The sequence below is a fragment of the Pseudoxanthomonas sp. Root65 genome (genome assembly GCF_001427635.1).
Lineage (GTDB): Bacteria > Pseudomonadota > Gammaproteobacteria > Xanthomonadales > Xanthomonadaceae > Pseudoxanthomonas_A.
The window spans coordinates 104,457-118,298 of the sequence record NZ_LMHA01000001.1; the positions used below are offsets into that span (position 1 = coordinate 104,457).

At 67.8% G+C, this 13,842-nt stretch carries 11 protein-coding genes; 3 read left to right on the plus strand and 8 right to left on the minus strand.

Annotation, left to right across the window (positions count from 1 at the left end):
- Window positions 1-84: 84 nt before the first annotated feature.
- Window positions 85-2,496, plus strand: coding sequence for a penicillin acylase family protein (locus ASD77_RS00410; protein WP_055935762.1), 2,412 nt, complete (start codon window positions 85-87; stop codon window positions 2,494-2,496).
- On the opposite strand, the gene ASD77_RS00415 is transcribed toward ASD77_RS00410, so the two are convergent.
- From ASD77_RS00415 to map, 8 genes are all read right to left on the minus strand, one after another.
- A complete protein-coding gene (locus ASD77_RS00415; protein ID WP_055935765.1) occupies window positions 2,484-2,852 on the minus strand; it encodes a nuclear transport factor 2 family protein in 369 nt (122 codons plus the stop codon). The genes ASD77_RS00410 and ASD77_RS00415 overlap by 13 nt on opposite strands.
- Window positions 2,849-4,552 carry an asparagine synthase B gene (gene asnB, locus ASD77_RS00420; RefSeq protein WP_055935768.1) on the minus strand — a complete coding sequence of 568 codons (1,704 nt, stop codon included), beginning with the start codon at window positions 4,550-4,552 and terminating at the stop codon, window positions 2,849-2,851. The genes ASD77_RS00415 and asnB overlap by 4 nt, the downstream gene beginning before the upstream one ends.
- Window positions 4,553-4,808: 256 nt before the next feature.
- The gene (gene dapE / locus ASD77_RS00425) at window positions 4,809-5,951 is read right to left on the minus strand and encodes a succinyl-diaminopimelate desuccinylase (RefSeq protein WP_055935771.1); all 1,143 of its coding nucleotides are present in this window, start codon (window positions 5,949-5,951) and stop codon (window positions 4,809-4,811) included.
- Window positions 5,948-6,310 carry an arsenate reductase gene (locus ASD77_RS00430; protein ID WP_055935775.1) on the minus strand — a complete coding sequence of 121 codons (363 nt, stop codon included), beginning with the start codon at window positions 6,308-6,310 and terminating at the stop codon, window positions 5,948-5,950. Before ASD77_RS00430 ends, dapE begins: the two co-directional genes overlap by 4 nt.
- Window positions 6,311-6,341: 31 nt before the next feature.
- On the minus strand, window positions 6,342-7,070 hold the full coding sequence (locus ASD77_RS00435) for a DUF2071 domain-containing protein (RefSeq protein ID WP_235578440.1): 729 nt from the start codon (window positions 7,068-7,070) through the stop codon (window positions 6,342-6,344).
- A gap of 153 nt (window positions 7,071-7,223) precedes the next feature.
- The gene (gene dapD / locus ASD77_RS00440) at window positions 7,224-8,075 is read right to left on the minus strand and encodes a 2,3,4,5-tetrahydropyridine-2,6-dicarboxylate N-succinyltransferase (RefSeq protein WP_055935781.1); all 852 of its coding nucleotides are present in this window, start codon (window positions 8,073-8,075) and stop codon (window positions 7,224-7,226) included.
- Window positions 8,076-8,096: 21 nt separating this feature from the next.
- Window positions 8,097-10,691, minus strand: a complete 2,595-nt coding sequence (gene glnD, locus ASD77_RS00445) for a [protein-PII] uridylyltransferase (protein WP_200947375.1) — start codon at window positions 10,689-10,691, stop codon at window positions 8,097-8,099.
- 44 nt (window positions 10,692-10,735) lie between these two features.
- Window positions 10,736-11,512: a type I methionyl aminopeptidase gene (map, locus tag ASD77_RS00450; protein WP_055935787.1), complete on the minus strand. Its 777-nt coding sequence runs from the start codon at window positions 11,510-11,512 to the stop codon at window positions 10,736-10,738.
- Window positions 11,513-11,833: 321 nt separating this feature from the next.
- Here map and rpsB point away from each other — a divergent pair, with 321 nt between their 5' ends.
- Both rpsB and tsf read left to right on the plus strand, forming a co-directional pair.
- Entirely contained in the window at window positions 11,834-12,637 is an 804-nt protein-coding gene (gene rpsB / locus ASD77_RS00455) for a 30S ribosomal protein S2 (RefSeq protein ID WP_055935790.1), read from the plus strand.
- A 195-nt stretch (window positions 12,638-12,832) separates the two neighbouring features.
- Complete coding sequence (gene tsf / locus ASD77_RS00460; RefSeq protein WP_055935794.1) at window positions 12,833-13,711, plus strand: translation elongation factor Ts; 879 nt, start codon at window positions 12,833-12,835, stop codon at window positions 13,709-13,711.
- Window positions 13,712-13,842 lie beyond the last annotated feature (131 nt).

A 13,842-nucleotide genomic window follows, 5' to 3' on the forward strand; every position in this document is an offset into this window, starting at 1 on the left:
GTCGTTGCGGCGCGGCAGTGACGGTCATGGCTTCCGTGGAATAATCCGGCCACCCGCCACGCACCTCACCGCAAGGATCCCGCAATGCTGAAGTGGACCCGGCGCATCGCGCTGCTGCTGTTGGCCCTGGTTGTCGTGGCATTGCTGGTGGCATGGTGGTCGATGCGGGGCAGCCTGGCGGCCCTGGACGGCGAGCAGCCGCTGCCGGGCCTGTCCGCACCGGTCACCGTCCAGCGCGATGCGCTCGGCGTGGTGACCATCGATGCGGCCAGCGAAACCGATGCGGTGCGCGCGCTCGGCTTCGTGCACGCACAGGAACGCTATTTCGAGATGGACCTGATGCGGCGCAGCTCCGCCGGCGAGCTGTCCGAGCTGTTCGGCTCCGTGGCGGTGGGCATGGACAAGGCGCGCCGGATGCACCGCATGCGCGCACGCGCGATGGCGTCGCTCGACGGATTCGCCGGCGACCGCATGCCGCAGCTGCAGGCTTACGCCAACGGCGTCAACGACGGGCTGGGTGCGCTGAAGACCCGCCCCTGGCCGTACCTGCTGCTGCGGCAATCGCCGCGTCCGTGGGAGGTCGCCGACTCCGCACTGGCCGGCTACGCCATGTACTTCGACCTGCAGGACGCCGACAACGTACGCGAGCTCGGCCTGTGGAAGATCCGTCGCCAGGTGCCGCCAGCGCTGTACGCGCTGCTGGCCCACGACGGCACCGAATGGGATGCGCCCCTGCAGGGCGAGCCGCGCGGCAACGCCGCCTTGCCGACCGCCAACCAGGTCGACCTGCGCACGCTGCCCATGCCGAAGAGCGACACGCACCAGCGCCTGGCCGACAAGGGCACCCCGGGCAGCAACAACTGGGCGGTGGCCGGCGCACTGACGGCGGATGGCCGGGCCATCGTCGCCGACGACATGCACCTGGGCCTGCGCGCGCCCAACATCTGGTTCCGCGTGCGCCTGCGTTACCCGGACCCGCACGCGCCCGGCGGCAAGGTCGATGTCTCCGGCTTCAGCCTGCCCGGCCTGCCGGCGATTATCGTGGGCAGCAACGGCCACCTGGCGTGGGGCTTCACCAACAGCTATGCGGACACCGCGGACTGGTATCCGGTGAAGCCCTGCGGCAAGAACGACACGAGCGAAACCTGCGATGCCGTCGAACACCATACGGAAACGATCCGTGTCGCCGGCGCGGACCCGGTGACGCTGGATGTGCAGGACACCCGCTACGGACCCATCATCCACCCGGCGCGTGATAAACAGCCTGCACTGGCGCTGCGCTGGGTGGCGCACCAGCCGGGCGCGCTGAACTTCGGCCTGTCGGATTTCGCCTCCGCCGGCGATCTCTCTGCCGCGCTGTCGGTGGCCCAACGAACGGCCACGCCGGCGCAGAACCTGGTGATCGCCGACCACAACGGCCGCATCGCCTGGCGCATCCTCGGCCCGCTGCCATCGCGCGCCGCCTCGTGCCCCCATACGCTGGAACTGGCGCCGTCCGCACCTGCAGACGATGCGGCGCCGCAGCCGCCCGGCGGTTGCACACCCTGGGTGATTTCCAGCCAGCTCTCGCCGGTGCTCACCTCGCCGGCCAACCATCGCCTGTGGACGGCGAACGCCCGCGTGCTGGACGGTGCGGCGCTCGCACGCGTCGGCGATGGCGGCTATGCGCTGGGCGCGCGCGCGAAGCAGATCCGTGACGGCCTGCTGGCGAAGGAGCAGTTCACCGAGAAGGACCTGCTTGCCGTCCAGCTCGATGACCGTGCGCTGTTTCTCGAACGCTGGTGGCGTCTGCTGCAGGACGAAGCGAAACGGCAGCCCGCCAACGCATCGATCAAGGCGCTCGCCGAGGCCGGCAAGACCTGGGAAGGCGTCGCCAGTGTCGATTCGGTGAGCTATCGCCTGGTGCGTGCCTGGCGCCTGGCCGTGCACGCGCGCATCGCCGACGGCCTGACCGCGCCCGCACAGGCGGCGCAGGGCAAGGACTTCGTCATGCCCGACCTGCCGCAGCTGGAAGGCGTCGTGTGGCCGCTGCTGGAACAGCGTCCGCCGCATCTGCTGTCGCGCCGCTACGAGACCTGGGACGCATTGCTGGAAGATGCGGCAAAGGAAGTGCGCGACGACCTGGCCGGGCAAGGCCCGCTCAACGAGCGTCGCTGGGGTGAGCGCAATACCGCGAAGATCTGCCATCCGCTGGCCAACGCCCTGCCCGCCGTCCTCAAACCGAAGCTGTGCATGCCGGGCGAACCACTGGCGGGCGATGGCGCGATGCCGCGCGTGCAGGGTCCGGCGTTCGGCGCCTCGGAACGCATGGTGGTGTCGCCCGGGCACGAAGCCGACGGCATCATCCACATGCCGGGTGGCCAGAGCGGCCACCCGATGTCGCCGTTCTGGGGCGCCGGCCATGACGACTGGGTGCATGGAAGGCCGACGCCGTTCCTGCCAGGCGATGCACGGCACACGCTGACGCTGCGGCCCGCCACTACTCAGCCGAGATAATGGTCCGGCACCGCCAGCCCTTGCTGGCGGAAGAAGCTCAGCTGGTCGAAGTAGCCGCGCTGGAACACGATGCGTCCGTCGCGCACGTGGAAGAACCCACAGCCACGCAGGCCGAGCGGATCGCGCCACTCGAGGATGGCCCACTCGCCGTCCTCGAGGATCTGCTCCACCTCGCACACCATCGTCGCTCGTGCGAATTCGGTGCGGAACAGGCTCGCGATCGCCTCGCGCCCGCGTAGCGGATCGGCGACTACCTGATGGTTGACCGCATCCTCCGCATAGAGCGCCACCAGACCGTCGACATCGGCCGCGTTGAACAGGCGTACCCATTCACGCACCACATCGGACGGCATCATGTCACCGTCGCCTCCAGCGCAGATGCATGCACGCCCGCGACAGCACGCCCAGACGGATCCGCCATCTTCGCGAAGCTGGCGTCCCAGGCGATCGCCGCCGGCGACGAGCAGGCGATGGACTTGCCGCCCGGCACCGTCTCCGCGCAGGCCTGCCCCGGATAGTGCTGCTCGAACAGCGTGCGGTAGAAGTACGCCTCCTTGGTCTGCGGCGGGTTGACCGGGAAACGCTTGTCGGCCGCCGCCAGTTCGCGGTCGCTGACCTGCGCCTCGGCATGGGCCTTCAGCCCGTCGATCCAGCCATAACCGACGCCGTCGCTGAACTGCTCCTTCTGCCGCCACAGGATCGATTCCGGCAGGTAGCCGTCGAAGGCCGCGCGCAGCACGCCCTTCTCCATCCGCTGCGCACCGGCGGCGCCCTTGTCGATCATCTTGTGCAGGGCATCCATCTTCATCGCCACGTCGAGGAACTCGACGTCGAGGAACGGCACGCGCGGCTCCACGCCCCACGCCATCATCGACTTGTTGGCGCGCAGGCAGTCGTAGTTGTGGAGCGCATCCAGCTTGCGCACCAGTTCCTCGTGGAATTCGCGCGCGTTCGGTGCCTTGTGGAAGTACAGGTAGCCACCGAAGATCTCGTCGCTGCCCTCGCCCGACAGCACCATCTTCACACCCATCGCCTTGATGCGGCGCGCGAGCAAGTACATCGGCGTGGAGGCGCGGATGGTGGTGACGTCATAGGTCTCGATGTGCCGGATCACTTCGGGAATCGCGTCCAACCCTTCCTGGAAGGTATAGGTGAAGCCGTGATGCACCGTGCCCAACGCCTTCGCCGCAACCTCGGCCGCCGCCAGGTCGGGCGAACCCTCCAGGCCGATGGCGAACGAGTGCAGCCGCGGCCACCAGGCTTCGGTGGTGTCGTTGTCCTCGATGCGATGCCGCGCATAACGCGCGGCGACGGCCGCGACCAGCGAGGAGTCCAGGCCACCGGACAGCAGCACGCCGTAGGGCACGTCGGTCATCAGCTGGCGATGCACGGCGCGCTCGAAGGCCTCACGCAGGTCCTGCTTCGCCACTTCCACACCTTCCACCGCGGCGTAGTCGCGCCACGGTTTTTCGTAGTACTTCACCAGCGTCCTGGTGGTGGTGTCGTAATAGTGGCCCGGCGGAAACTGCGCCACGTCGGCGCAGATCGGCGCCAGCGCCTTCATCTCCGATGCCACGCACAGACGGCCTTCGCGATCATGTCCCCAGTACAGCGGGCAGACGCCGAGCGGATCGCGCGCGATCAGGGCCTGTCCCTTCGCCCGATCCCATAGCGCGAAGGCGAAGATGCCGTTGAGGCGGTTGAGGAAGGAGGCAGGTTCGTCCTCGCGATAGAGCGCATTGATGACCTCGCAGTCCGAGCCCGTCTGGAACGCGTAGTCCTGCGCCAGTTCCGCCTTCAGTTCGCGGTGGTTGTAGATCTCGCCATTGACCGCCAGCACCAGCTCGCCGTCCGCCGAGCGCAGCGGCTGCGAGCCGCCGGCCGGATCGACGATGGCCAGGCGTTCGTGCACCAGGATGGCGCCATCGTCGTGGTACACGCCGCTCCAGTCGGGGCCACGGTGGCGCTGCTTCTGCGAAAGTTCCAGCGACTGCCGTCGCAGGGCCTGGACGTCGTCGCCGGGCTGCAGCCCGAAGATGCCGAAGATGGAACACATGGGTGGAAGCTCCTGGTGGGGTCGATGGCGGAAGCCCGAAACGAAGAAACCCGCATCTCGCGATGCGGGTTTCTGGTATCCGGCAGGTCTTTCCTTGCCTAGTCGCAGAGCCGCATCGCCCGCGTCCCATTGTTCGGACGCAGGTTATTGCGGTTGTTGTTGATGGCGGTGCGGCAGGGCATGGGACGACCGTAACCGGTGGCGCCGGGGCTTGGCAACTGTTTCATCCGAAAGCGAACCGGCCTGCGCGGGCGCCTCAGGACCCGCGAACCGGCAGCATCAGCCGCTCGACCAACGCCTGGTACAGGCCCGGCAGCGCCTCCAGGTCCGTCACGCGCACGTGCTCGTCGACCTTGTGGATGCTGGCGTTGACCGGCCCGACTTCGATGCACTCCGCGCCCAGCGGTGCGATGAAGCGCGCATCGGAGGTGCCCCCCGCGGTGCTCTCCTCGGGCGGCGCACCGGCGAACTCGCCCAGCACCGCGCGCGCCGTCGCGCGCAGATGCCCTTCCGGGGTGTAGAACGGCTCACCACCGCGATGCCAGTGCACGCTGTAGTCCAGGCCGTGCCGCTGGAAGACCGCCTCGATCTCCCGCTCCAGCTTCTCCGCCGTCCACGACGGGTTGAAGCGCAGGTTGAACACCACCTGCAATTCGCTAGGGATGACGTTGCTGGCGCCGGTGCCGGAATGGATGTTGGAGATCTGCAGGCTGGTCGGCGGGAACGTCTCGTAGCCCTCGTCCCACTGCCGCGCCGCGAGTTCGTCCAGTGCCGGCAGCGCCTTGTGGATCGGATTGAGTGCCTTGTGCGGATAGGCCACGTGACCCTGCACGCCCCGCACGCTGAGCGTGGCGGTCAGCGTGCCGCGCCGGCCCACGCGCAGCAGATCGCCCAGTTGCTCTTTCGACGACGGCTCGCCGGTGATGCACCAGTCGATCGTCTGGCCACGTTCGCGGAACAGGGCCGCGACCTTCTTCACGCCATCGTGCGCGTCGCCCTCCTCGTCCGAGGTCACCAGCAGCGCGACGGTGCCGGGATGGTCAGGATGCGCGTCGACGAACCGTTCCAGCGCGATCGTGCACGCCGCCACGCTGCACTTCATGTCGGCGGTGCCGCGACCGTACAGCAAGCCGTCGCGTACCGTCGGCACGAAGGGATCACTGGTCCATTCCGACAATGGACCCGGCGGCACCACGTCCGTGTGGCCGAGCAGCACCAGCACCGGCGAGCCGCTGCCATGCGTGGCCCACAGGTTGTCGGTATCGCCGAAGCGCAGGTGCTCGCAGTGGAAGCCCCACTGCGTCAGCCGCGTCGCCAGCACCTGCTGGCAACCGGCGTCATCCGGCGTCACCGAATGGCGACGGACCAATTCGCAGGACAGTTCGACGACATCGCTCACGCGCCGGCTCCGAAGATCTTCTTGAAGCCATTGTCGCTGAAGCCCTGTGAAAACCCGCTTTCACCGGTGATCACCACCGGGCGGCGGATCAGTTGCGGATACTCCTTCAGCAGCAGTTTCCATTCCGCTTCCGACCCCGGCGTCTTGCGGTTCTCCGGCAGCTGCCGCCAGGTCGTCGACGACTTGTTGATCAGCGTATCCCAGCCACCGGCCTTCGCCGCCCAGTCCTTCAGCGTCTCGGGCGACTGCCGGTTGTCGCGGTAGTCGACGAAAGTGTAGGCAACACCGAAGCGGTCCAGCCACTTCGTCGCCTTCTTGCAGGTGTCGCAGTTCTTCAAACCGTAGAGAGTCGTGGTCATCGCAGCGCAGGAAAGAGTCCGGGCTTGGATGTTACAGCAGGCGCTCCGAGACGACTCGGAACGGCACCTTCGGGACCAGGAAACAGAACGCGTCCGCTGGCGCGGAGCCCATCTGCGACACCATGGGACACTTGATGTCGATCGCGTGAAGCGGGACGATGGCGTCGAGGTCTATCGGCAGCGAGATCGTGGTGTGCGCCACCCTTCCATCTGGCGCCACGGCGATGGCCGCGTCCTGGCAGGCAAGGAAACGCATGGCCTCGGCATGGGACGGGAAACAACCCGGCCAGGCAGGACTCGGCATCACCGCTGCTCCTAGCTCCAGCGTGGCAGACAAGGTTGGCACCGGGCCAGCGCCACCGTCGATTACCGTCCATACGTTGCGGTCCTCGACGCGATGACGCATCCGGTGAGCGAGCTGCGGTTGCATTGCGTCGCTCCACAACCGGGCTCCGATCACGTGGAGCAAGCTGTCCATAATATTGCGTGCGAATAGCACCGTGGGCATCGCATCGACGGCCTCATCGTTACGTATTACGTACCAGCGCCAGTTGCTCTGCAGTGGCGAAGGAAACAGGCCACGCAACGGTCCGAGGAATGCAGGGCCGAAATGACGATGACGATAGCTGAGAATGGTGAAAGGCGTCCGGCCATTCCGCGTCCAATAGCGATAACCGGCTGGTGGCAGAGGTAGTGCCTGGACGTCGACCCACCAGTTCAGATACGCAACACCTTCGACGTCGCTTGCCAGGACAGGCATAGGGACTGCAGCCATGAATCGGCGACGCCAGCACCGCCAAACAGAGCAACCGACAACGCCGGCCACCCAACGACCCACCGCGCCTTGGCGTGGGTGCTGATAGCGGGATGCCTGGTCTAGGGGCGTGCCGGCGTCCATGCGGCGATCGCCAGGTCAGTCGGCCAATCCACGCAGCAGTTCGTTGACGCTGGTCTTGCTGCGTGTCTTCTCGTCGACTTGCTTGACGATCACCGCGCAGTACAGCGAATGCGAACCATCGGCGGCGGGCAGCGAGCCGGACACCACCACGCTGCCCGGCGGTACGTAACCGTAGGTGATCTCTTTCGTGGCGCGGTTGTAGATGCGGGTCGACTGGCCGATGAATACGCCCATGCCGATCACGCTGTGATGCCCGACCACCACGCCTTCGACGACCTCCGAGCGGGCGCCGATGAAGCAATGGTCCTCGATGATGGTCGGGCTGGCCTGCAGCGGCTCCAGCACGCCGCCGATGCCGGCGCCGCCGGACAGGTGGCAGTGCTTGCCGATCTGCGCGCACGAGCCGACGGTTGCCCAGGTGTCCACCATCGTGCCCTCGCCGACATGGGCGCCGATGTTGACGAAGCTCGGCATCAGCACCACGTCCTTGCCGAAGTACGTGCCGCGGCGCGCGATGGCGCCCGGCACGACGCGCACGCCGAGCTTGCGGAAGTCGTTCTCGTCGAAGGCGCCGAAGCGGGCCTCGACCTTGTCCCAGAACGGCGCGGGATAGGCTTCGACCAGTTCCATCTCGTTGACGCGGAAGTACAGCAGCACCGCCTTCTTCAACCACTCGTTGACCTTCCAGCCGCCCTGGCCGTCGGGCTCGGCCACGCGCAGCTTGCCGCTCTCCAGACCTTCGATGGCCAGTTCGACGGCGGTGCGGGTGGATCCTTCGATTTCCGACGTTGTCAGTTCGGCACGGCGCTCGAACGCGCTCTCGATGGTGGACTTCAGTTCTTCGGTCTTGCTGGCTTTGCGGGTCATCAAACGTTCTGCCGGATCTGATCAGGGGGGAGTGTCGAGGCCGGCGCGCAGCGCATCGCGCAGCGCGTCCTGCAGGGAGGGGTCGGTCAGTGGCTGGTCGTGTTCGTCGGTGATCTGGAACACGTCCTCCGCGCGTTCGCCGAAGGTGGCGATGCGCGCATCGTGCACGCGCAGGCCCTGCCGGCGCAGCACCTGGGCCACGTCCGACAGCAGGCCGGGACGGTCGGGGGCGACCAGGCCGAGGATGGTGCGCCGCCCGTCGGGCGTGGTGCCGAACTCGATACGGGGCGCGAACCGGAAATGCCTGAGCTGGCGCGGCACGGCGCGGCGCGAGGTGCGCACGCTGTCGAGCGGTCGTGACAGCGCCGCGTCGAGCGTGCGTGCGATCTCGTCCGGGTCGCGCGGCGCATAGGTATCGGCCGGCAACAGTTCGAACGTATCGAAGATCGCGCCCTGCGGGCCGACCAGCACGCGCGCCTGATGGATGGCGAAGCCCATGCGGTCGAGGGTGGCGAGGATGGCGGCGAACAGGCCATCACGGTCGGGCGAATGCACGAACACCTCGATGGCATCGGCATCGTCGGCGATGCGCCGTGCACGCACCCGCGTTTCACCAGGGGCGGCACCGCGGATGGCCTGCGCTTGCCAAGCCAGTTGTTCCGGGCGGAAACGCAGGAAGCTTTCCTCCGGCATCGCCGTGAACAGCGCGTCGGCCTGCGCGGCCGTCATGCCTTGCAGTTCCAGCAGCGCGCGCACGCTGCCGCGCGCCTCGTCGAGTCGCTCCTCGACCGCCACCGGATTCTCCAGCCCCTCGCGCAACACGCGGCGCGCGGCGAAATAGAGGTCGGCCAGCAGGCGGTCCTTCCACGCGTTCCACAGTTTGGGGCTGGTGCCGGCGATATCCGCGCACGTCAGCAGGTACAGATAGTCGAGACGCTCGCGATCGCCCACCAGGGCGGCGAAGCGGTGGATGACCTCGGGGTCGGCGATGTCCTGCTTCTGCGCCGTCACCGACATGCGCAGGTGCTGTTCCACCAACCAGGCCACCAGCGCGGTGTCGCCCTCGCTGAGCGCATGCGCGGCGCAGAACTCGCGCGCATCCACCGCACCCAGTTCCGAATGGTCGCCGCCGCGGCCCTTGGCGATGTCGTGGAACAGACCGGCCAGCAGCAGCAGTTCCGGCTTGCGCAGGCGCGGCCACACCTCATGCGCGATGGAGAAGCGCTCATCGGCACGGCCGCCGGCGAACGCGGCGATGTTCCGCAGCACCATCAACGTGTGCTGGTCGACGGTGTAGACATGGAACAGGTCGAACTGCATGCGCCCGGATACCCGCGCGAATGCCGGGATCCACTGCCCCAGCACCCCCAGGCGTGCCATGCGGGTGAGGGTTTCCACCGCACGCGGACCGCGCAACAGGGCCATGAAGGCATCGCGCTGCGCATGCGTGGCATCGGGATACGGCGAGAGCTTGGGCAGCGATTCGGCCAGCGCGCGCGCGGTGCGCGAATGCAGGCCGCGCATCTGCGGATGGGCCGCCCAGACCGCGAACAGCGCGAACACCTGACCGACATCGTTCGCCGGCCAGTCGCCGTGGCGGGCGGCCAGATAGCCGCGGCGCGAGGCGAACTGGTCATCGAGCGGTTCGGCCAGCGCTTCGCCGTCGAACTGCTCCTCGAAGCGCTGCAGCAGGCGGTCGCTGATCCGCCGCACGATGGCCGCGCTGCGGTAGAAGCCCTGCATCATCTTCTCGACACCCAGGCTCTCGGCGTCGTCGGCGAAGCCCAGCCGTTGCGCCAGCGTCTTCTGGTAGTCGAACCGCAGGCGCTCTTCGGGCCGGTTCGCCACCCGGTGCAGGCCGTAGCGCAGACGCCCCAGTGCACGCCGTTCGCGCGCCAGCGCAGCGGCTTCGTCATGCCCCAGGTGGCCCAGGCCGACCAGCGCTTCCAGGTCGCGCACGCCGAACGTGCGCAGCGCCATCCAGCCCAGCGTGTGCAGATCGCGCAGGCCGCCGGGGCCTTCCTTGATGTTGGGTTCCAGGTTGTCCGAGGTGTCGCCGAACCGCGCATGGCGGATGCGCAGTTCCTCGCGCTTGGCGACGAAGAAATCCCGCGGCGGCCAGACCCGCGTCGCGCCGATGGCGTCGATCAGCAGGGCTTCGTCGACCGGCTCGCCGACGATCAGCCGTTCCTCGATCAGCGCGGTCAGCACGCTCTGGTCGGCCGCCGCGGCCGCCGTGCACTGGCCCGCCGAACGCACGCTGTGGCTGATCGGCAGCCCCGCATCCCACAGCAGGGCGAACAGCCGCGCCACCGCGCCGTGATGGGCCTGCTGCACGTCCGGCGCCGCCAGCACCAGCACATCGACGTCGGAATGCGGGAACAGTTCGCCGCGGCCGTAGCCGCCCACCGCGAACAGCGCCATCGGCGCGTCGGCCGGGATGCAGCGCAGCCACGCGTCCTTCAGCAGGTGGTCGACCGCCCGCGCGCGCAGCGCGAGGATGCGGTCCATGCCGTCGTCCTGGTCGAAGCGCTTGTCCAGCCGTGCGTCGGTGTTGGCCAGCGACGCGCGCGCCGCCGCCGCCCAGTCCGCATCATCGGCGACGTCCGGGCCGATATCCGGAAGCCGCGTCGCCTGTCCGTTCGCGGCTGTCGTGGCGCTCACAGGTCGTTGTCGTCGCCCGGCACGCGGGTCAGGATCTCGACGCCGTCCTCGGTCACCGCCACGGTGTGCTCCCACTGCGCGGACAGCTTGCGGTCCTTGGTCACCACGGTCCAGCCGTCGGGCAGCACCCGGGTGTGGCGCGCGCCTTCGTTGATCATCGGCTCGATGGTGAAGGTCATGCCCGGCTTCAGCACCACGCCGTCGCCGGGACGGCCGTAATGCAGCACCTGCGGCTCGTCGTGGTAGACCTTGCCGATACCGTGACCGCAGTACTCGCGCACCACGCTGAAGCGCTCGGCCTCGGCGTACTGCTGGATCGCATGGCCCACATCGCCCAGGGTGGCGCCCGGCTTCACCGCGCGGATGCCGCGGAACATCGCCTCGCGGGTCGTGTCCACCAGCCGCTTCGCCATCACCGACGGCGTACCGACCAGGTACATGCGGCTGGTGTCGCCGTGCCAGCCGTCCTTGATGACGGTGACGTCGATGTTGAGGATGTCGCCGTCCTTCAGCACCTTCGCCTCGCTGGGGATGCCGTGGCAGATGACGTTGTTGACCGAGGTGCAGACGGTGGCCGGGAAGCCCTTGTAGCCCACGTTGGCGGGGATCGCCTTCTGCACGTTGACGATGTGATCGTGGCAGATGCGGTCCAGTTCGGCGGTGGTCACACCCGGCTTCACGTGCGGGGCGACCACCTGCAGCACTTCGGCGGCCAGGCGGCCGGCGATGCGCATCTGGGCGAGGTCTTCGGGGGTCTTGAGCTGGATGGCCATTGGCCGATTATCCCCCATTTGGCGCCCGGGCTGAACGGCCCGGACCCGGCGCCCGGTCCGGCCGGGCAGGCCCGGTTTGCGGCAGGGTGGGCAGGACCGCTATACTCCCGCGGCTTCGTGCCCGGGTCCTCCCGGCCGGACCGCCCACGTCGGGCGACACCGACGAATCCACACCTGCTGCCCCAACCCGTGCCGGGGTGCCCTTCGCTGAAGGGTTCGGACACGGAAGCCGCAGGGAGGCCCAACCCCGGAACCCCGCCCTCACCGGCGCCGTCCTCCATTGACCCGGACGGTGGGTTCCCATTCGATGGAGTCACTGCAATGCCCCAAGTCACCATGCGCCAGATGCTGGAAGCCGGCGTCCATTTCGGCCACCAGACCCGCTACTGGAACCCCAAGATGGCGCCGTACATCTTCGGTGCCCGCGGCAAGATCCACATCATCAACCTCGAGAAGACCGTTCCGCTGTTCAACGACGCGATGAACTTCATCTCGGGCGTCGCGCAGAAGCGCGGCACCATCCTGTTCCTGGGCACCAAGCGCAGCGCGCGCGAGGCCGTGAAGGAAGAAGCCGAGCGTTGCGGCATGCCGTTCATGACCCAGCGCTGGCTGGGCGGCACGCTGACCAACTTCGCCACCGTGAAGAAGTCGGTTGCCCGCCTGAAGGAACTGGAAGCCGCCGAAACCGACGGCACGTTCGAGAAGCTGGTCAAGCACGAAGTGCTGGGCCTGCGCCGCGAGCGCGAGAAGCTGCTGGCCTCGCTGGGCGGCATCAAGGAAATGAACCGCCTGCCGGACGCCCTGTTCGTCATCGACATCGGCCATGAAGACATCGCCATCAAGGAAGCCAAGAAGCTCGGCATCCCGGTGATCGCGGTGGTCGACTCGAACTACGACCCGGCCCTGGTCGACTACGCCATCCCCGGCAACGACGACGCCATCCGTGCCGTGCAGCTGTACGCCCGTGCCGCCGCCGACGCCGTGCTGGAAGGCAAGGCCGCCCAGCCGAACGCCGCCACCGTGCGCGAGGACGAGTTCGCCGAAGGCGGCGACGACAAGGGTGCGCGTCGCGCCCCGGCCAAGAAGGCCGCCGGCAAGAAGTCCGACGAAGCCGCCGCCGAGTAATCCGGCTGCAATGCCGCCGCGCCATGCTGCGCGGCGGCCCATGTTCCGCCTTCTCCCATCGGGAGAAGGTGCCCGAAGGGCGGATGAGGGTACGGAGCACGTCGACGCTGCATGCATCGCGACTCCGCCGCACCCTCGCCCCAACTCCTCTCCCGATGGGAGAGGGGCTCTGCCAATCCAAATAGAGGTAATCCCGTGGAAATCACCGCTTCCCTGGTCAAGGAACTGCGCGAGCGCACCGGCGCCGGCATGATGGAGTGCAAGAAGGCGCTCACCGAGAACAACGCCGACATCGACGCCGCCGCCGAGTGGCTGCGCAAGTCGGGCCTGGCCAAGGCCGACAAGAAGGCCGACCGCGTCACCGCCGAAGGCCGCGTGGCCGTGGCCCAGGACGGCGGCAAGGCCGTGCTGGTCGAGATCAACTCCGAGACCGACTTTGTCGCCAAGGACGCCAACTTCATCGCCTTCACCGACGCCATCGCGCAGGCCGCGCTGACGTCCGGCGCCGCCGATGTGGAAGCGCTGAAGAGCGCCAAGCTGGCCTCGGGCGAGACCGTCGAGGAAGCCCGCGCCGCCGCCATCGCCAAGCTGGGCGAGAACATGCAGATCCGTCGCCTGGTCGCCATCGACAGCGCCCACAACGTGGCCGCGTACGTGCACGGTGGCAAGATCGGCGTGCTGGTCGAGGTCAAGGGCGGCGACGCCGAACTGGCCCGCGGCCTGGCGATGCACATCGCCGCGATGAACCCCCCGCACAACAAGGCTTCCGACGTGCCGGCCGAGTTCGTGGCGAAGGAGAAGGAAATCGAGCTGGCCAAGATGTCCGACAAGGACAAGGCCAAGCCGGCCGACATCCTGGAGAAGATCATCTCCGGCAAGATCAACAAGATCGTCAACGAAGTCACCCTGTACGGCCAGCCGTACGTGCTGGACAGCGACAAGTCGGTCGAGCAGGTGGTCAAGGCCGCCGGCGCCGACGTGGTCGGCTTCCAGCGCCTGGTGGTCGGCGAAGGCATCGAGAAGGTGGTCGAAGACTACGCCGCCGAAGTGATGAAACAGGCCGGCCTGGCGTAAGCCAACGCGCCCTGCGCTGCACCGGGAAAGCCGCGGGAAACCGCGGCTTTCCTGTTTCCGGCACCGCATGCGACGCAACAAGGCGATGCACCTGCCGCGACCGTTCGTCGCCGCTCATTAAAGTTCGCGCT